We start from the raw sequence: 16,397 nt of genomic DNA on the forward strand, positions 1-16,397 counted from the left end.
CATGACCGACAACGAAATCGTCCTGGACGTAGAAGGGCTGACCGTCGACATCGCCACGCCGCGCGGCGCCCTGCACGCGGTGCGCGACGTGTCCTTCCAGGTCAGGCGCGGCGAAACGCTGTGCCTGGTCGGGGAATCGGGCTGCGGCAAGTCCATGACCTCGCTGGCCATCATGGGCCTGCTGCCCAAGGCCGCGCAGCGCCGCACCCGCCGGCTGTCGGTGCTGGGCGAGGACCTGTCCGCCGCGCGCGGGCGGCGGATCAACGCCCTGCGCGGCAGCAAGATGGCCATGATCTTCCAGGAGCCCATGACGGCGCTGAACCCCGCCTACGCCATCGGCGAACAACTGACCGAACACTACATCCACCATTGCAAGGCCGGCGCGCGGCAGGCGCGGGACCGCGCGGTCGAACTGCTGGAGAAGGTCGGCATCGCCTCGGCGGGGCAGCGGCTGGCCCAGTATCCGCACCAGTTGTCGGGCGGACTGCGCCAGCGGGTGATGATCGCCATGGCGCTGATGTGCGGGCCCGAGCTGCTGATCGCCGACGAACCCAGCACCGCGCTGGACGTCACCATCCAGGCGCAGATCCTGCGGCTGCTGGCGGACTTGCAGGCCGAACTCGGCATCGCGATGGTGCTGATCACCCACGACCTGGGCGTGGTCGCGCGCATCGCGCGGCAGGTGGCCGTGATGTACGCCGGCCAGATCGTCGAGGAAGGGCCGGTGGCCGAGCTCTTCGCCTCGCCCCGCCATCCCTACACCGAGGGACTGCTGGGCTGTATCCCCGTGCCCGGCCGCACGCCGCCGGGCGAAGCGCTGGGCACCATCCCCGGCGTCGTGCCCGCGCTGGTGGGCGACCTGCAAGGCTGCGCCTTCTTCGACCGCTGCCCCCATGCGCAAGAACGCTGCCGCCAGACCGTGCCCGTGCACGGGGCCGAAACGGGGCAACGCTGGCGCTGCGTCCTCCACCCGGAAGGAGCCCTGGCATGAATTCATTGCCATTGCTGCAAGCCGATGCCGTCAGCCGGCAGTTCTCGATCCGGTCGGGCATGTTCCGCCCGCGCAGCACCCTGCATGCCGTCAATGGCGTGGACCTGGCGGTGGAGCGCGGCGCGGTGCTCGGCATCGTGGGCGAATCGGGCTGCGGAAAATCCACGCTGGCCCGCATGCTGCTGGGCCTGACGCCCCCGACCGAAGGCGCGGTGCGGCTGGACGGGCAGGACATCCGCGGCCTGGGCCGGCGCGCGCTGGCCCGCCGCGTGCAGCCGATCTTCCAGGACCCGTATTCCTCGCTGAACCCGCGGCGCTCCATCGCCTCCATCGTGTCGCTGCCGCTGGAGGTGCACGGCATCGACAACCCCGGCCAGCGCAAGGCCATCGAGATGCTCGAACGCGTGGGGCTGCCGCCGCGGCTGGCCCACAACACACCGGGCCAGTTGTCCGGCGGGCAGCGGCAGCGCGTGGCCATCGCGCGCGCGCTGGTGATGCATCCCGAGATCGTCATCTGCGACGAACCCACTTCCGCGCTGGACGTGTCGGTGCAGGCGCAGATCATGAACCTGCTGATGGACCTGCGGCGCGAGTTCAATCTCACCTACGTCTTCATCAGCCACAACCTGGCGGTGGTGGAGCACATCGCCACCCACGTGGCGGTGATGTACCTGGGCAGGGTCGTGGAATCCGCGTCCACGGCGCAGCTCTTCCACGATCCCCGCCATCCCTACACCCAGGCGCTGCTGGCCTCGGTGCTGACGCCCGAACCCGGCCTGGGGATCCCGGACATGGGGCTGGGACTGTCGTTCCCGGACCCGCTGCATCCGCCCTCCGGCTGCCCGTTCCACCCGCGCTGCCAGCACGCCATGCCGCTATGCAAGACGGAACGCCCGCCGCTGGCCCGGCGCGAACATGCCCTGGTGGCCTGCCACCTCTATCCCACCGCCCCCTCTTCCCCCAACGGAGCCCAGCCATCATGACCCGCGCACATGCCATCGCCCAGGCGGAACAGTGTTTCGATTCCGGCGCCTTCCGCGCCCTGCTGGCGCGCCGCCTGGCGATGCCCACCGAAAGCCAGAACCCCGAACGCGCCGCGGTACTGGCCGACTACCTGGAAAGCGAGATCCGGCCGGCCTTCGAAGCCCTGGGCTTCGCCTGCCGGACCTTGACGCATCCGAAGGCGCTGGCGCCGTTCCTGTACGCCGAACGCATCGAGGACCCGGCCCTGCCCACCGTGCTGGGCTACGGCCACGGCGACGTCATCCGCGGCCTGGAGCGGGAATGGAAGGAAGGCCTGTCGCCCTGGGCGCTGACCGAATCCGAAGGCCGCTGGTACGGCCGCGGCATCGCCGACAACAAGGGCCAGCACACCATCAATATGGAAGCCTTGCGGCTCGTGCTGGAAACGCGCGGCAAGCTGGGCTTCAACGCCAAGTACTTGATCGAGATGGGCGAGGAAACCGGCTCGATGGGCCTGCGCGAACTGTGCGAGGAACACCGGGACCTGCTCTCGGCCGACCTGCTCATCGCGTCCGACGGGCCGCGGCTGAGCGCGCAGCGGCCCACCGTGTTCCTGGGCGCGCGCGGCAGCCTGAACTTCGACCTCACCATCGACGCCCGCGCCGGCGGCCACCACTCGGGCAACTGGGGCGGCCTGATCTCCAATCCCGGCATCCAGTTGGCCCATGCCATTTCCACGCTGGTGTCGCCCACGGGCCAGATCCGCGTTCCCGAATGGGTGCCCGCCGAATTGCCGCCCGCGGTGCGGCGCGCCCTGGCCGACTGTCAGGTGGACGGCGGCGCCGACGGCCCCGAGATCGAACCCGGCTGGGGCGAGCCCGGGCTGTCGCCCGCCGAACGCGTGTTCGGCTGGTGCTCGTTCGAGGTCCTGGCCTACAAGACCGGCAATCCGGACACCCCCGTCAACGCCATTCCACCCAAGGCCTGGGCGCGCTGCCAGTTGCGCTTCGTGGTGGGCGTGGACCCCGACGAACTCATCCCCGCCCTGCGCCGCCACCTGGACCGCCAGGGCTTTCCCATGGTCAAGATCGCGCTGACGCGCGAAAGCATGTTCCGCGCCACGCGCATCGACCCGGAGGACGCCTGGGTGCGCTGGGCGGTGGCATCGCTGGAGCGCACCTCGGGCGCCAAGGCGGCCGTGCTGCCCAACCTGGGCGGGTCGCTGCCCAACGACATCTTCACGGACGTGCTGGGCCTGCGCACCATCTGGGTGCCGCACTCCTACCCCGGCTGCTCGCAGCACGCGCCGAACGAGCACCTGCCCCCGGACCTGCTGCGCCAGGCCCTGAGCCTGATGACCGGGCTGTACTGGGACCTGGGCGCGGGCGGCACGCCGGCGCTCGCCCGTTGAGCCAGGCGATGGATTGCGCGCCCCGGCCCGGCGAGGGCCGGGCTTTATCGCCTGCGGAAATAAACAAGCGCCGAATAAATCGTTGCCGAATGCAACCACGATCATTAGAGTCCAACGCCGTCATGCCGCGTCCGCATCCCGCCGGCGCGCCGCCACAACCTAGATCCCATTCCATGTCCCTTCGCTTCCAGCCTGCCCGCCGCCATACCCTGCTTGCCCTCGCACTCGCCATCGCCGGCATGGGCGCCGCCCACGCCGAGCAACGCGTGATCCGCATCGTCGTGCCCTACGGCACGGGCGCCGTCCAGGACACGATCGCGCGCGCCATCGGCGACGAACTGGGCCAGGCGCTCAACGCCTCCATCGTGGTGGAGAACCGCGCCGGCGCCGGCGGCACCGTGGGCACGGCCCAGGTCGCCCGCGCCAAGCCCGACGGCAACACCCTGGTCCTGGCGGCGGCCAGCCACCACATCGCGGGCTATCTGTACAAGAACCTGAGCTACGACCCCTACAAGGACTTCACCGGCGTGGCCTACCTGGGCAACACCGGCTACATCATCCTGGCGTCCGCCTCGCTGAACGCCAAGAACACCGCCGAATTCATCCAGGCCGTCCGCGCCAAGCCCGGCGCGTACGATTACGCTTCGGCGGGCAACGGCAGCGCCTCGCATTTGGGCATGGCGTCCTTCCTGACCGCCGCGGGCGCGCAGATGCAGCACATCCCCATGAAGTCCACGGGCGATGCCGTGACCGAACTGCTGGCCGGCCGCGTCCAGGCCGTGACCGCCGCCACCATCGGCGTGACGGCGTACCGCAACGACCCGCGCGTGACCTTCCTGGCCTACACCGGCAAGACCCGCTCGCGCTTTGCGCCCGACCTGCCCACCGCCGCCGAAAGCGGCCTGCCCGGCTATGCCTTCGATTCCTGGCTGGGCCTGCTGGCGCCGGCCGGCATCGCCGCCGCGGACCGCGACCAGATCAACGCCGCGGTCAACAAGGTGCTGGCCGACCCCAAGGTGCAGGCGCGACTGGCCTCGCTGGGCGTGGAAGCCGAAGCCAAGTCGGCCGCGCAATTCCAGGATCTGCTGAAAGCGGATTGGGAAGCGGCCGAGAAGGTGGTGGCGGCATCGGGCGCGCGGGTGGAGTAAGGCGGCCGACCGCTCCAAGGCAAAAAAAAGCCTCCGGCTAGGAGGCTGATCGGGGCGGCTGCCGTTTTCGCATGCCGTCGAGCAAGAGGTCCGTGATGAAGTCCGCCAGCGCCTCCCGCCGTTCGGCGTCCGGGGCCTGGCGGGTGAACCGCTCGATGATGCCCATCAGCGACTGGGCGAACCAATCGGCCCGGACTTCCGTCCTGAACAGGCCCGCCTGCTGCTCGGCGCGCACGTTGTCGGCGATCATCGCTACCAGTTCGTCCTTCAGCGCTTCCGCCGCGGCGACCTGGAAGAAGCCGATGCGCGTCAGGTTGGGATCTTCCTGCAGAATGCCCAGAAGGGCGCTCACGCCCTGCCGGATGCGGCCGGCAAGCTCGGCCCCGGCAAGCTCGGCCCCGGCCAGCCCGGCCGGCAGGCGGGCCTGGCCGATGGCGTGCCGCAAGCGCTGCGCGAACATGCCCACCAGTTCATCGTAGGCGGCTTGCTTGCTGGTGAAGTATTGATAAAAGACAGGCTGGGTGACGCCGGCCCGGGCGACAATGTCGCTGATCCGCGTATGCTGGAACCCGCGTTCCGCGAACTCCGCCGCGGCGACCTCCAAGAGCTGCAACCGGGTGCGTTCGCCTTTCGTAAGACGCTTGTCTTGCGATGAAGAAGGGGGTGGTACCGTAATCATCGCGAGAAAGTACTACCGTTCAACACTTTTAGCCACTCCTTCGGCAGGGATACCGCCCCGCCGTTGCCGCCCCCCGTGCCCTCCTCGCTTCCGGCTGCGTGCCCTGTACAAGACCATGCAACCCTACGCGCGCATTGCGCGGAATCGATGATGCCGCAGGGATCGCAGACCCATTTCCGGAACTGGTGCGTGGAAAAGGCGGGTTACGAAACTTACGAAACCTTGAACCGCGAACCCTCGGGTTTCGACGGCAAAGCGCAGGTCCGCTTGCGAGCCGCGGAGTCGCGCCCGTGCAACAGCGGGCAACTGCCGCTGGCGCCGCGCCGCCACCCTGAAACGGGTTGAAATCCCGGTAGCGCTTGAGACACCCTGTAGCGGCGGCGCGGCGGTAAAGTAAGGTTATCGCCCCGGTTCGCGCAACATGCCGGCCGGGGCGCACAAGGAGCAGAATCATGAAGCGGTTTTCGAGCCGGGCGGCGGTTGCGGCGCTGGCTCTGGCAATGGCCAGCGCGCCGGCGATGGCAGGCGGCGGGTATCGGTATGGGTACGGCCATGGCGGCGGTTATCACCACCACCACGGCGGTGGCAGTTCCACCGGCTGGTGGGTGGGCGGCGCGTTCGCGCTGGCTGCGGTCGGCCTGATGCTGGCGGCGGACTCCGGCCCGTCCTATGTGCAGACGGGCGTCTACGCGCCCGGCGTGGTCTACACCAGTCCGCCCGTCTATGCGGCTCCGGTCTACGACGCCCCGCTCTACGAAGCGCCTCCGGTCTACGCGCCGCCGCAGGCGCAGTACGCCCCGGTGCAGTACGAGCCCGCCCCGCGCGCCGACTCGGCCCAGGCCAGCGCCACCACGGACTGCCGGCGCTGGGCCATGAACCAGAGCGGCTACGACCCGGCCACCATCTCGCAATGGACCACGCAGGTGATGGTGGACACCTATAACCGCATGCTGGATTCGTGCATGACCAGCCGCAGGTAAGACCCCCCCGTACCCGCTGGCGCGGGCCCCCCAGGGGGCGGCGCTGGCGGACCGGCGGAGCCGGATCCGCGGCGCCCTGGATTGATCGAGAACAGAGGTTGATCGCGGGCGGTGCATTGTTTGCGGGTATACCCGGTTGTATCCTTCCCCCGGCGTGCACACACTGCACGCCGGCGCGCCGTGTTGGACGGCCGCCATCGCGCCCGGGCGGAAAATGCCGGGCATCAAGGGGAAATGAAGCATGTTGAATTTGAAGCGGATTGCCGGGCTTTGCGCGTTGGGCGCGGCCTGCGCGTTCTCCGGCGCCGTACAGGCCCAGGCCGACGCCAAGGCCATGACCATCGTGGTGCCCTATGGCGCCGGCGGCATCGTCGACAACACCGCCCGCGCTTTCGCCCAGAAGCTGGCGGCGGAGCTGGGCAGGCCCGTGGTGGTGGAGAACCGCGGCGGCGCGGGCGGCATGATAGGCATGAATGCCGTGGCCCGCGCCCACGACGAGAACACGCTGGGCTTCACCGCAGTCAGCCCCGTGACGCTGTCGCCGCACGTGATGAAGACCCTGTACGACCCGCTGAAGGACCTGGCTCCGGTCGCCGCCGTCATGTATTCGCCGGTCTATCTGGTGGGCGGTCCGAAGTTCACCGGCAAGACCTTCAAGGACATGCTGGCCCAGGCCAAGGCCGATCCCGACGGCCTGTCGCTGGCGACGGCCGGCGTCGGCTCGCTGGGCCACCTGATGCTGGAACAGATCAACGGCCAGGCCGGCGTGCGCATCGCGCACGTGCCGTACAAGGGCATGGCCCAGATGGTGCCCGACGCGCTGGGCGGCCAGTTCACGCTGATGCTGGTCAACGCGTCCGGCCCGATCAACGCGCTGATCGACGAAGGCAAGCTGGCGCTGCTGGCGGTGGGGTCGCCCGTCCGCCTGCCGGGCCGGCCGGACACGCCCACGCTGGCCGAACTGGGCTATCCCATGGCCAACATGACGTCTACCTTCGGCTTCTTCGCCCCCGGCGGCGCCAGCCCGGAATTCCGGGCCCGCATGAATGGCCTGATCAACAAGATCGCCGCCATGCCGGACGTCAGCAAGCCGCTGACCGACGCGCTGAACATCATGTCGCCCGGCACGGTGGAACAGTTCGCGGCCCAGGTGCAGAAGGAATACGCCGACAACGGCAAGATCGTGAAAGATGCCAATATCCGCGCCGAATAGGCCCCGCGGCGGCGGGACGGCGGATCAGCGCCGGCCCGCCCGCCAGGCGCACAGCAGGCCGGCGATCAGCAGCGCGCCCGCCGGCAGGACCCAGACGAAGCCCGCGTCCGTGTAGACCACCTGGTCGACGGGATCGTAGTGGCGTCCCAGCTCGTTGAAATCCCACTTCAGGTATTGCGCATACCAGGCATAGAAGCACAACGCGGACAGGCCCAGGCAGGCCGCGCACGCCGCGCGCAGGCGGGCGCCGCGTCCGGCCCGCGCCGCCGCTTTCCATGCCAGCGCCGCGCAGCCCGCCGCGCCCAGCAGCGCCAGCCAGGCCCCCTCGTCAGCCGCCATCGTCCGCCTCCAGGCCGGCCAGCCAGGCTTGCGCCTCGTGCCATTGCTTTTCGCTGAACACGCGCACGCCGGCGCGGCCCAGCAGTTCGGCCGTCACGCCCTGGCCGGGCAGCCTGCGGCCGGCGAAATGGCCGTCATACACGTAGCCGCTGCCGCAGGACGGGCTGCCTTCCTTCAGCACCGCGACGCGGATGGCGTGGCGGCTCGCGGCGGCCAGCGCCTCCCGGGCGCCTTGCACGAACGGCGCCGTCACGTCCTCTCCCGATACCGCCACGACGCGGGCGCGGCCGGCCAGCACCGCCGCCGCGCCGGCGCCCGGCTCGATCTCGGCGGGCGGCCGGGGAACCGGCAGGCCGCCGGCCATCTCCGGACAGACGGACACCACGCGCCCTTCCCGCAGCCAGCGCGCCAGCACCGCGTTGTCGTGCGACACGCCGCGCCCATCGTAGCGCACGGGATTGCCCAACAGACAGGAGCTGACCAAGACGTATTGCATGCGTAAGTCCGGCAGACAGGGCATTGCGCCGCGGGGGTCCGCCGCCATGGCCCGGTCCAAAGCCGGAATGATAGAGCACGGCGTCACTCGCCGTCCGCGCGCTGCGCCGCCAGCCAGGCCCGCAGCGCGGGATCGCGAACCTCCAGCACCTCGAACAGGCCCAGCGCGCGCAAGGCGGGCAAGGCCTCGCGGATGTCTCGCCGCGCCTCGGCCACGGCTTGCGCCGGAGCCCGCGGGTCGGCGCAGACGCGGGCGTTGGCCAGGAAGGCCCCCACCGTGCCCTTGCGCACCGCCACGCCATTGAAATCGCCCTGGTCCCTGCCGTCGGGCAGAACGTCCTGTGCTCGCATGATTGCTCCCGGTAGTCCGATATAGGGGTTACGATAGCCCCGCCACCCTGGCAAGTCTGCGTTGTTCAGGTCATTCGATACGGTATTTCGGCCAATGCCATCCCCTGCTCCCGCCCTGCCCCTGCTGGATCCCGGACTCGCCGGGTCGCGCGGCGGGCCCCGCCTGATCGCCGTCCGCCGCCATGACGGCGCGCTGCGGCAGACCGCCATGCACCGGCACGCGCGCGGCCAATTGCTGGGCGCGTATCGCGGCCTGCTGACCGTCTACGCCGGGGACCGGCAATGGGTGGTGCCTTCGAGCCAGGCCGTCTGGATGCCGCCCGGGCAGGCCCATGGACTGCGCTCTCACGGCCCCTACGCGGGCTACAGCGCCTACCTCAGCCCCGCCGCGTGCGCCGGCCTGCCGGCCGCGCCCTGCGTGCTCGAGGCCTCCGCCTTGCTGCTGGCGGCCGTCGAGCGCGCGTCGGCCTGGACGGACAGTGAGGGCGACGCGGCCGCCCCCGCGCGCCGGCGCATCGTGGAACTGATCCGGGACGAAATCCGCACCCTGCCGCAGGCCGGCGCGGCCTTGATCCTGCCCCTGGATCCCCGGCTGCAGCGGCTGGCGCTAGCGCTGTCGGACCGGCCGTCGGACACGCGCTCGCTGGAAGACTGGGCCGCCGCCGTCGGCATGGCGCCGCGCACGCTGGCCCGCCGCTACCTGGCGGAAACCGGGCTGACCGTGGGCGCGTGGCGGCAGCGCGCCCGCCTGATGCGGGCGCAGGAAATGCTGGCGGCCGGCGCCGCCGTGACCACCGTTGCGCTGGAACTGGGCTACGACAACGTCAGCGCCTTCATCGCCATGTTCAAGCGCGAACTGGGCACCACGCCGGGCCGCTACAGCGCCCCGGCGGGTTAGCCGCCCGCTCAGGATTCCGCGTCGGCCTTCTTCGTCCGGCGGGCGGGGGTCTTGCGGGCGGGCTTGGCGGGCGCGTCGGAGGCGGTCTTGGCCGGCGCCGGATCCGCCGCCGCGGCCGTCTTGGCGGCGGCCGTCTTGGTGGCGGTGCGGCTGCGGGCCGCGCCTCGCTTCGCGGCGGGCTTGTCGGCGGCGGACGAGCGGGCCTCCGGCTTGGCCGCGGCGGCCGCCACGCCGCCCTCGAACGGGTCGGCCGCCTTGGCCGGCGCCTTGCTGGAAGACTGACGGATTTCCACCACGGGTTCGGCAAACGTCCATTCGGCGATGTCCACCGCGGGCAGCGGCTGGCGCGCCTGCGGCAGCGGCTTGGGCATGGGCGGAAGCCGGGAAACCTGCACGGGCTTGGGCTCCTGCGCCCGCGCCAGGGCATCGGCCCGCATAGCCTCCAGGGCGGCGGCTTCCCGGGCGACCTCCCTGGCGGCTTCCGCGTCCCGCTCGTCCTGCGCGGCAGCGTCGGGCGCCGCCTGGGACACGGCGGGCGCTTGCGCGGGCGCTGGCTCGGCGGCGGGCGCGGCCGGCGGCGCCGCGGCGGCCTCTTCCGCCGCGCTCGACTCGGCAGGCTGGCTGCCCCTGCCCGCGCCGCCCGACTTGCGGCCGCCGCGCGTCTTGCGGGCGGACCGCGACCGGGATTCTTCCTGGACCGCGCCGGTTTCCGGCGCGTCGTCGGCCTCGGCCGCCGCCGGCTGGCGAGCCGGCGCGGGGCGGAATCCACCGTTGTTGCCGGCGGCGCGGTTCGCGGACGGCGCGCCGTCCGTGCTGTCGCGGTACACATAGGTGCCGGCGTTTTCTTCGCGCCCCACCTCCAGCAAGCCGCGCGACTGCGCTTCTTCCAGCAGGTTTCCGAATGCGCGGAAACCGTAATAGGATTCGTTGAAATCCGGCCGGCGGCGCTTGAGCGCATCCTTCAAGGCCGAAGCCCAGATCTTGCCGCTGTCGCCGCGTTCGGACACCAGCGCATCGAAGGTCTCGACCACCATCTCGACCGCCTGGGTCTTGCGCGCCTCCAGCTCTTCCTTGCGGCGGCGCTCTTCGTCCGGCGTGCGGCGCTGGGCGCCGCTGGCGCCGCGATTGTCGCGCCGGGCATCGGCGGCCCGCTGGCCTTCGCGCGCCAGGTCGTCGTAGAAAATGAATTCGTCGCAGTTGGCGATCAGCAGGTCCGAAGTGGACTGCTTCACGCCCACCCCGATCACCTTCTTGTTGTTCTCGCGCAGTTTGGACACCAGCGGCGAAAAGTCGGAATCGCCGCTGATGATCACGAACGTATTGACGTGGGACTTGGTGTAGCAGAAATCCAGCGCGTCCACGACCAGCCGGATATCGGCCGAATTCTTGCCCGACTGGCGCACGTGGGGAATCTCGATCAGCTCGAAATTGGCCTCGTGCATGGGGGCCTTGAATTCCTTGTAGCGTTCCCAGTCGCAATAGGCTTTCTTGACGACGATGCTGCCCTTGAGCAGCAGGCGTTCCAGCACGGGCCGGATGTCGAACTTGTGGAACTTGGTGTCGCGCACGCCCAGCGCCACGTTCTCGAAATCGCAGAAGAGCGCCATGCTGACGCTTTCGTTGGGGTTGTTCATGTTTTGTTCTCCAGTTCGGTGGCGGCGGCCGGGCGAGACGCCGCCATATGTCGCCCATGATATACATATCCGTCGATCCACCCAGGCGCCGCCGCCCCGCTCCCCTTGCCCGACGATCTTTTTCCCCCCGCGCTCGCCACCGACCGCCTCGTCCTCCCGCCCCTGTGCACCCAGGACGCCGAGGCCATCCAGCGCATTTTCCCGCAATGGGAAGTGGTGCGCTTCCTGGCCGACCAGGTGCCCTGGCCCTATCCCCCGGACGGGGCCCGCGCCTACCTCGAACAGGTGGCGATCCCCGCCATGCGCCGGGGCGCGCAGTGGCATTGGTCCATCCGCACCCGGGCGGAGCCGGACATCCTGATCGGCATCGTCAGCCTGATGGACGACGATCCCGCCAACAACCGCGGGTTCTGGCTGGACCCCGCCCATCGCGGCCGCGGCTACATGACCGAGGCCAGCGAAGCCGCCACCGCCTATTGGTTCGAGGTGCTGGGCAAGCCCGTGCTGCGCGCCCCCAAGGCCGTCGCCAACACCGCCTCGCGCAACATCTCCGTGCGCGGCGGCATGCGCCTGGTCGGGACGGAAGAGCGCGGCTACGTCAGCGGACGCCTGCCCACCGAGATCTGGGAGATCACCCGCGAGGAATGGATCGCCCGCCACCCGCGCAAGCCGGTCGCCGGCTGACCCGGCCCCGTTTTCCTCCCGCCCCGGGGCCCCAGCCAAGCCGGCGCTTACCGCCCTTTTCGCCCCGCTTTCCGGCCGATTGATCGGCGCCGGTCCTGGCTAGAATTCCCGAAAATCCGGCATTCCGCGCACGGAATGCCTTCGTTATCGGGCAAGATCCATGAATCCGTCTACCGTCATCGGCGCCGCCGTCGGCCTGCTCACCGTGGTCATCGTCGTGGCGCTGGCCGCCACCGACCCCGGCCTTTACCTCAACCTCCCGGGCCTGGCCATCGTGCTGGGCGGCACCTGCGCCGCCCTGTTCATCGCCTATCCCCTGTCCGAGGTGATACGCGTCTTCAAGCTGGTGCGCACCGTCTTCCGCAACGACCAGCACGACCAGCAGCGCGACATCGACGAACTGGTCGCCATGGCCCAGTTGTGGATGAACACCGACGTCCGCAAGGTCGAAGAAGAACTCAAGAAGGTCTCCAACCCCTTCCTGCGCACGGGCGTGCAGTTGATCATCGACAACACCCCGGAAGACCAGATCATCGAACTGCTGCAATGGCGCGTCGCGCGCCTGCGCGCCCGCGAACAGGCCGAAGCCCAGATGTTCCGCGTCATGGCCACCTTCGCGCCCGCCTTCGGCATGCTGGGCACCCTGGTCGGCCTGATCAACCTGATGTCGGTGCTGGGCGACGGCAGCATCCAGGTGATCGGGCAGCAACTGGCGATCGGCCTGATGACCACCTTCTACGGCATCCTGCTGGCCAACCTGGTCTGCAAGCCCATCGCCCTGAAGCTGGAACGCCGCACCGCAAGGCGCGTGGAGTCCATGAACATGGTGCTGCAAGGCATCGCCATGATGTGCGAGAAGCGCGGCCCCGCCGTCGTGCGCGAGACCCTGAATTCCTTCGTCATGCACGTCGAGGACGAAATCTACGACGGCGGCGCCGCCGCCAAGCCGAAGGCGCCCCCGGCCAAGACGGAAGGCCAGGTCAAGCCCGCCGTCCAGCCCGTCTCCATCGCCCGCCCCGCCGCCGCGCGCCAATGAGCCTGATTTCCCCCACCCTGGCAGAGCGGATCGAAAAGGCCCGCCAGGCCCAGTTGCGCGCCCAGAAAGCGGCCGCCGACGGCGGTTGGCGCCAGAGCAAGAGCGGCCGCCAGGACCGCTACGCCCGCTGGCACGTCGAGGAAACCGTCGAGCACGATTCCGAGAACTGGCTGCTGAGCTACCTGGACCTCATCACCCTGCTGCTGGCCCTGCTGGTCGTCCTGCTGGCGCTCACGCGCCTGCACGGCCAGGCCTTCGGCCACGGCGAACAGCCCGTGGAGCTGGTCGGCACCCTGGCCGCCAGCGGCCTGCCCGCCTATGACGGCGAATACTCGGAATTCGACGCCGTCGCCATTCCCGCCAGTTGGGCCGAACCGCCAGCCCCGGCAACGCCGCCCGCCGCCGCAGCAGCAGCCCCCGCGCAAGCCGCCCAGGACGGCGAGATCGTCGCCGAGGCCGCTCCTGCGCTGCGCGCGCCCTCCAAGGAATCGCTGGGCCTGGCCGACCTCGGCAACTCGGTGGACGTCATCATCAACGAACAGTCCGTCAGCTTCCGCATCAGCAACGAGCTTCTGTTCCCCTCGGGCCAGGCCACCCTCAGCCCCACCGGGCTGGACGTCATCAAGCGCCTGGCCGGCATCCTGAACAAGAACGACTACCAGGTCTCCGTCGAAGGCCACAGCGACCCGGTCCCCATCCAGACGCGCCAGTTCGCGTCCAATTGGGAACTGTCCAGCAGCCGCGCCACCAGCGTGCTGCGCGAACTGGTGCGCGACGGCATCGCCGCCCAGCGCCTGCGCGCCGTCGGCTACGCCGAGACGCGCCCGATCGAATCCAACGACACCCCCGCCGGCCGCGCCGCCAACCGGCGGGTGGAACTGATCATGGATATCACGGCGCCGCAGAAGGCGGCGCAGGCGCCCGCGGCCGGCGCCGGGAAACCCGCGGCGAAGGCGGCGGCCCGGTCCTGATCCGGCCAGCGCCGGACGCGCGTTCCGGCGCCCCGGGCCTCAGGCGGCCCCGCCCAACTCGACCAGCTTCGAAAGCGTATTGAAGTTGCGCGTCGTCGCGGGCACCTGGAGCTTGCGCTCGATGAAATTGTTATTGGCGCGCAGGTCGCTGTACTTGGTCGCGCACAGCACATAGGCCATGTCGCCGACGACGCTCACCCGGTCGGGCGCGTGCCCGAGCGCATGGAACGAGTCGACCAGACCGTCCGCGGGCCGGCCGGCCAGCAGCGTGAAATAGAGCTTGGCGGGGTCGGCGCCCTTGAACGGGTTGCCGTCCAGCGCCCGCCGGAAATACCGGACCGGGCGGGCCAGCACCTTGATGTCGCCGCCGAAATGGTCCGCGATGACGCCATGGACCAGCGCTTCGAGGGCGGACTGGGCCAGGTCCGTGGCGGCAAGGACATTGCCGCTCTGGATGTAGGTCCTGACATTGCCCAGGCCCGCCGCTTCCAGGGCGGCGCGCAGCGGCGCCATGAGCACCTTGTTCTTGCCGGTCGGCATCACGCCGCGCAGCAGGATGATCTTCGTTTGCATGGAGTCGGGCCGGCTGGGGCGGGCGGGTGGAACCAGCCTGGGATCTTACAGGCCGCGGCGAAAATCAGCGCCGATGGCGCCCGTTGGAACGGCCCCGGCCTCGATACCCCGCTGGGCACTTTGCGCTGTGTCGGTCCCGCGGCCTGGACTGCCGGGTGTATAAAAACCCATGACCTCTCGCAAAGCCCGCGGCGCCCGGCCGCTCCCATCGTCCTCCGCATCGCCCGGCGCCGGCCCGCTCCAGGCCCCTGGCTTGCTGCGCCGTCTGCTGCGCGCCAAGGACCGGATGGACGCCGCCTCGCACGAGGCCTGGCCCGTGGAACGCCTGGCCGCGGTCAGCGGCGTCTCCGAAGCCCATTTCGCCCGTTCGTTCAAGCAGGCCTTCGGCATCCCGCCGCATCGCTATCTGCTGACGCGCCGCATCGAGCAGGCCATCGGCCTGCTGCGGGATACCGGAATGAGCGTCACGGAAATCGCTTACGCCACGGGATGGGAAAGCCTGGGCACGTTCGGCCGGATCTTCCGCGACATCACGGGCCGCAGCCCCGGCGCCATGCGCCGGGAGGCGCAGGCCGCCGGCCATCAGTTCGGCCGGATCCCCGCCTGCGTTCTGAAGGCCGCGCAGCGCCCCGATCTCGACATCGCAGTTTTGGAGAAGCGCCGCCGCATGGCGGAAGGTACAGTCCCGCCATCAACCCAGGAGGTCTTATGAACCCAGGAATCAATGTGGTGGGCGCGTATGTCGACGATCAGGACGAGGCGCTGGCGTTCTATGTCGGGAAGCTCGGATTCCGCGTCCACACCGACGTGCGCAACGGGCCCTACCGGTGGCTTACGGTCCAGCATCCGGAGCAGCCCTCGTTCCAGCTCGGCCTGTTCACGCCCGGCCCGCCCATCCACGACGAGGCCACCGCCCGGACCCTGCTTGCCATGGTGGCAAAGGGCGCCATGCCGCCGCTGGTCCTTCATGTGCCCGATTGCCGGGACAGCCATGCCCGGCTGAAGGCCGCCGGCGTCGAATTCACCCAGGAGCCGATCGAGCGCTACGGCAGCGTGGACGCGGGATTCCGCGATCCGGCCGGCAATGGGTGGAAGATGATCCAGGCCCCGCGGGACACGGCCTGAACCCCGGGGAACGAGCCAGGCTACGGTTTCGCCTCGCGGCGGTCACGCATGCCGAACCAGACGCCCGACAGCACCAGGACGAAGGCGCCCGCGAGGCGCCAGGTCGGCGGATAGGAAGCGCCCAGCAGTTCGATGACCACCGCGGTGATGGGGGCCAGCGCCTGGAACGCCATCACGCGGCTGGCGTCGAGGCGGCCCAGCGCCCACAACAGGCAGAAATAGCCCGCGCCGCTGGAAAGCCCGATGAAGACGACGTTGGCCCACTGCACGGCCGACAGGCGGGGCGCCAGCGCCGCGCCGCTGGCCAGGCAGGTCCCCGCCAGGAACACGACGGAGACGAACATCGCGAAGGCGCTGACGTACAGCGCGGGGTATCGCTTGAGATAGGGGCGGTACAACAGGCTGCATGCGGCTCCGAGCGCCGTCGCCCCCAGCAGCGCGGCCCAGGCCCGGCCGTCGCGCATCCCGTCCGCGGGAGCCGCGGACGGCGCGAGCAACAGGAAAATGCCGATGACCGCGACGCCGGCGCCGGCCATTCGCGGCCAACTGAAGCGCTCGCGCCCGGTGCCGACGGCAAGGCACATCGTCAGTAGCGGCACCGTGGAGAACACCAGGGCGCACGTCGCGGCCGGCAACCGGGCAAGCGCGTAATTCATCAACAGCATCAGGACCGCGAACTGAAGAATGCCCAGGCCCGCCACCGCGAAAAGATCCCTGGCCGCGAATTGCACCGACCAGCGCCGCAGCACCGGCGGCGCGAGCAGCGCCAGCCCTATCGCGTAACGCAGGAAGGCGAGCGTTTCGGGCGTGGCATCGGCCGAGACGGTCCGGGTGGAGACCATGGCCGCGCCGACCAGCATGCCGGTGAGCGCGGCGGCGCAGAGCGCCTTGGCGGGATCGCGCATC

General features: G+C 70.0%; 20 protein-coding genes. 13 read left to right on the forward strand and 7 right to left on the reverse strand.

The features are described 5' to 3' along the window. Position 1 precedes the first annotated feature (1 nt). The 4 genes from WHX56_RS21480 to WHX56_RS21495 all read left to right on the forward strand — a co-directional run bounded on the left by WHX56_RS21480 (position 2) and on the right by WHX56_RS21495 (position 4,513). Positions 2-991 carry an ABC transporter ATP-binding protein gene (locus WHX56_RS21480; RefSeq protein WP_338878929.1) on the forward strand — a complete coding sequence of 330 codons (990 nt, stop codon included), beginning with the start codon at positions 2-4 and terminating at the stop codon, positions 989-991. Then, entirely contained in the window at positions 988-1,974 is a 987-nt protein-coding gene (locus tag WHX56_RS21485; protein ID WP_338878930.1) for an oligopeptide/dipeptide ABC transporter ATP-binding protein, read from the forward strand. Before WHX56_RS21480 ends, WHX56_RS21485 begins: the two co-directional genes overlap by 4 nt. After that, a complete protein-coding gene (locus WHX56_RS21490) occupies positions 1,971-3,365 on the forward strand; it encodes a M20 family metallopeptidase (protein ID WP_287752612.1) in 1,395 nt (464 codons plus the stop codon). Before WHX56_RS21485 ends, WHX56_RS21490 begins: the two co-directional genes overlap by 4 nt. Before the next feature lie 173 nt (positions 3,366-3,538). Next, positions 3,539-4,513 carry a tripartite tricarboxylate transporter substrate-binding protein gene (locus tag WHX56_RS21495; RefSeq protein ID WP_338878931.1) on the forward strand — a complete coding sequence of 325 codons (975 nt, stop codon included), beginning with the start codon at positions 3,539-3,541 and terminating at the stop codon, positions 4,511-4,513. A gap of 37 nt (positions 4,514-4,550) precedes the next feature. Here the strand turns inward: WHX56_RS21495 and WHX56_RS21500 are convergent, their stop codons facing one another. Beyond that, positions 4,551-5,192 (reverse strand): TetR/AcrR family transcriptional regulator, encoded by a 642-nt coding sequence (locus WHX56_RS21500; RefSeq protein ID WP_338878932.1) that lies wholly within the window; start codon positions 5,190-5,192, stop codon positions 4,551-4,553. A gap of 150 nt (positions 5,193-5,342) precedes the next feature. Between WHX56_RS21500 and WHX56_RS21505 the strand changes: the two genes are divergently transcribed. The 3 genes from WHX56_RS21505 to WHX56_RS21515 all read left to right on the forward strand — a co-directional run bounded on the left by WHX56_RS21505 (position 5,343) and on the right by WHX56_RS21515 (position 7,385). Continuing rightward, the gene (locus WHX56_RS21505) at positions 5,343-5,537 is read left to right on the forward strand and encodes a hypothetical protein (protein ID WP_338878933.1); all 195 of its coding nucleotides are present in this window, start codon (positions 5,343-5,345) and stop codon (positions 5,535-5,537) included. Between the two features lie 107 nt (positions 5,538-5,644). Continuing rightward, entirely contained in the window at positions 5,645-6,172 is a 528-nt protein-coding gene (locus WHX56_RS21510; protein WP_129244889.1) for a hypothetical protein, read from the forward strand. A 241-nt stretch (positions 6,173-6,413) separates the two neighbouring features. Continuing rightward, on the forward strand, positions 6,414-7,385 hold the full coding sequence (locus WHX56_RS21515; RefSeq protein WP_129244891.1) for a Bug family tripartite tricarboxylate transporter substrate binding protein: 972 nt from the start codon (positions 6,414-6,416) through the stop codon (positions 7,383-7,385). A 24-nt stretch (positions 7,386-7,409) separates the two neighbouring features. Here the strand turns inward: WHX56_RS21515 and WHX56_RS21520 are convergent, their stop codons facing one another. The 3 genes from WHX56_RS21520 to WHX56_RS21530 all read right to left on the reverse strand — a co-directional run bounded on the left by WHX56_RS21520 (position 7,410) and on the right by WHX56_RS21530 (position 8,570). After that, complete coding sequence (locus WHX56_RS21520) at positions 7,410-7,724, reverse strand: hypothetical protein (protein ID WP_338878934.1); 315 nt, start codon at positions 7,722-7,724, stop codon at positions 7,410-7,412. Continuing rightward, the gene (locus tag WHX56_RS21525) at positions 7,714-8,220 is read right to left on the reverse strand and encodes a DUF523 domain-containing protein (protein WP_338878935.1); all 507 of its coding nucleotides are present in this window, start codon (positions 8,218-8,220) and stop codon (positions 7,714-7,716) included. Before WHX56_RS21525 ends, WHX56_RS21520 begins: the two co-directional genes overlap by 11 nt. An 83-nt stretch (positions 8,221-8,303) precedes the next feature. Next, entirely contained in the window at positions 8,304-8,570 is a 267-nt protein-coding gene (locus WHX56_RS21530) for a hypothetical protein (protein ID WP_129244897.1), read from the reverse strand. Between the two features lie 94 nt (positions 8,571-8,664). Here WHX56_RS21530 and WHX56_RS21535 point away from each other — a divergent pair, with 94 nt between their 5' ends. Beyond that, complete coding sequence (locus WHX56_RS21535) at positions 8,665-9,468, forward strand: helix-turn-helix transcriptional regulator (RefSeq protein WP_338878936.1); 804 nt, start codon at positions 8,665-8,667, stop codon at positions 9,466-9,468. Between the two features lie 8 nt (positions 9,469-9,476). Here the strand turns inward: WHX56_RS21535 and WHX56_RS21540 are convergent, their stop codons facing one another. Further along, on the reverse strand, positions 9,477-11,102 hold the full coding sequence (locus tag WHX56_RS21540) for an NYN domain-containing protein (protein ID WP_338878937.1): 1,626 nt from the start codon (positions 11,100-11,102) through the stop codon (positions 9,477-9,479). A 105-nt stretch (positions 11,103-11,207) separates the two neighbouring features. Here WHX56_RS21540 and WHX56_RS21545 point away from each other — a divergent pair, with 105 nt between their 5' ends. From WHX56_RS21545 to WHX56_RS21555, 3 genes are all read left to right on the forward strand, one after another. Then, positions 11,208-11,786, forward strand: coding sequence for a GNAT family N-acetyltransferase (locus tag WHX56_RS21545; protein ID WP_338878938.1), 579 nt, complete (start codon positions 11,208-11,210; stop codon positions 11,784-11,786). A 160-nt stretch (positions 11,787-11,946) separates the two neighbouring features. After that, complete coding sequence (locus WHX56_RS21550) at positions 11,947-12,822, forward strand: motility protein A (RefSeq protein WP_287753709.1); 876 nt, start codon at positions 11,947-11,949, stop codon at positions 12,820-12,822. Further along, positions 12,819-13,793: an OmpA/MotB family protein gene (locus WHX56_RS21555; protein ID WP_129246317.1), complete on the forward strand. Its 975-nt coding sequence runs from the start codon at positions 12,819-12,821 to the stop codon at positions 13,791-13,793. The genes WHX56_RS21550 and WHX56_RS21555 overlap by 4 nt, the downstream gene beginning before the upstream one ends. A 39-nt stretch (positions 13,794-13,832) precedes the next feature. Here the strand turns inward: WHX56_RS21555 and WHX56_RS21560 are convergent, their stop codons facing one another. After that, positions 13,833-14,366, reverse strand: a complete 534-nt coding sequence (locus WHX56_RS21560) for a DUF1697 domain-containing protein (protein WP_338878939.1) — start codon at positions 14,364-14,366, stop codon at positions 13,833-13,835. A gap of 169 nt (positions 14,367-14,535) precedes the next feature. Between WHX56_RS21560 and WHX56_RS21565 the strand changes: the two genes are divergently transcribed. Together WHX56_RS21565 and WHX56_RS21570 are read left to right on the forward strand one after the other, a co-directional pair. Further along, positions 14,536-15,078 carry a helix-turn-helix domain-containing protein gene (locus WHX56_RS21565; RefSeq protein WP_287753707.1) on the forward strand — a complete coding sequence of 181 codons (543 nt, stop codon included), beginning with the start codon at positions 14,536-14,538 and terminating at the stop codon, positions 15,076-15,078. Next, positions 15,075-15,491, forward strand: coding sequence for a VOC family protein (locus WHX56_RS21570; RefSeq protein WP_338878940.1), 417 nt, complete (start codon positions 15,075-15,077; stop codon positions 15,489-15,491). Before WHX56_RS21565 ends, WHX56_RS21570 begins: the two co-directional genes overlap by 4 nt. Positions 15,492-15,511: 20 nt before the next feature. Here the strand turns inward: WHX56_RS21570 and WHX56_RS21575 are convergent, their stop codons facing one another. Next, positions 15,512-16,396 carry a DMT family transporter gene (locus tag WHX56_RS21575; RefSeq protein WP_338878941.1) on the reverse strand — a complete coding sequence of 295 codons (885 nt, stop codon included), beginning with the start codon at positions 16,394-16,396 and terminating at the stop codon, positions 15,512-15,514. Position 16,397: the final 1 nt, after the last annotated feature.

The organism is Achromobacter veterisilvae (assembly GCF_037619525.1).
Lineage (GTDB): Bacteria > Pseudomonadota > Gammaproteobacteria > Burkholderiales > Burkholderiaceae_B > Achromobacter > Achromobacter veterisilvae.

Bases quoted from the DNA above. Each gene is read 5' to 3' on its own strand.
- WHX56_RS21495 (WP_338878931.1), top strand. From the start codon at position 3,539: ATGTCCCTTCGCTTCCAGCCTGCCCGCCGCCATACCCTGCTTGCCCTC.
- WHX56_RS21535 (WP_338878936.1), top strand. From the start codon at position 8,665: ATGCCATCCCCTGCTCCCGCCCTGCCCCTGCTGGATCCCGGACTCGCC.
- WHX56_RS21520 (WP_338878934.1), bottom strand. From the start codon at position 7,724: ATGGCGGCTGACGAGGGGGCCTGGCTGGCGCTGCTGGGCGCGGCGGGC.
- WHX56_RS21540 (WP_338878937.1), bottom strand. From the start codon at position 11,102: ATGAACAACCCCAACGAAAGCGTCAGCATGGCGCTCTTCTGCGATTTC.
- WHX56_RS21555 (WP_129246317.1), top strand. From the start codon at position 12,819: ATGAGCCTGATTTCCCCCACCCTGGCAGAGCGGATCGAAAAGGCCCGC.
- WHX56_RS21510 (WP_129244889.1), top strand. From the start codon at position 5,645: ATGAAGCGGTTTTCGAGCCGGGCGGCGGTTGCGGCGCTGGCTCTGGCA.
- WHX56_RS21570 (WP_338878940.1), top strand. From the start codon at position 15,075: ATGAACCCAGGAATCAATGTGGTGGGCGCGTATGTCGACGATCAGGAC.
- WHX56_RS21565 (WP_287753707.1), top strand. From the start codon at position 14,536: ATGACCTCTCGCAAAGCCCGCGGCGCCCGGCCGCTCCCATCGTCCTCC.
- WHX56_RS21515 (WP_129244891.1), top strand. From the start codon at position 6,414: ATGTTGAATTTGAAGCGGATTGCCGGGCTTTGCGCGTTGGGCGCGGCC.
- WHX56_RS21560 (WP_338878939.1), bottom strand. From the start codon at position 14,366: ATGCAAACGAAGATCATCCTGCTGCGCGGCGTGATGCCGACCGGCAAG.
- WHX56_RS21480 (WP_338878929.1), top strand. From the start codon at position 2: ATGACCGACAACGAAATCGTCCTGGACGTAGAAGGGCTGACCGTCGAC.
- WHX56_RS21525 (WP_338878935.1), bottom strand. From the start codon at position 8,220: ATGCAATACGTCTTGGTCAGCTCCTGTCTGTTGGGCAATCCCGTGCGC.
- WHX56_RS21550 (WP_287753709.1), top strand. From the start codon at position 11,947: ATGAATCCGTCTACCGTCATCGGCGCCGCCGTCGGCCTGCTCACCGTG.
- WHX56_RS21485 (WP_338878930.1), top strand. From the start codon at position 988: ATGAATTCATTGCCATTGCTGCAAGCCGATGCCGTCAGCCGGCAGTTC.
- WHX56_RS21500 (WP_338878932.1), bottom strand. From the start codon at position 5,192: ATGATTACGGTACCACCCCCTTCTTCATCGCAAGACAAGCGTCTTACG.
- WHX56_RS21490 (WP_287752612.1), top strand. From the start codon at position 1,971: ATGACCCGCGCACATGCCATCGCCCAGGCGGAACAGTGTTTCGATTCC.
- WHX56_RS21505 (WP_338878933.1), top strand. From the start codon at position 5,343: ATGCCGCAGGGATCGCAGACCCATTTCCGGAACTGGTGCGTGGAAAAG.
- WHX56_RS21530 (WP_129244897.1), bottom strand. From the start codon at position 8,570: ATGCGAGCACAGGACGTTCTGCCCGACGGCAGGGACCAGGGCGATTTC.
- WHX56_RS21575 (WP_338878941.1), bottom strand. From the start codon at position 16,396: ATGCGCGATCCCGCCAAGGCGCTCTGCGCCGCCGCGCTCACCGGCATG.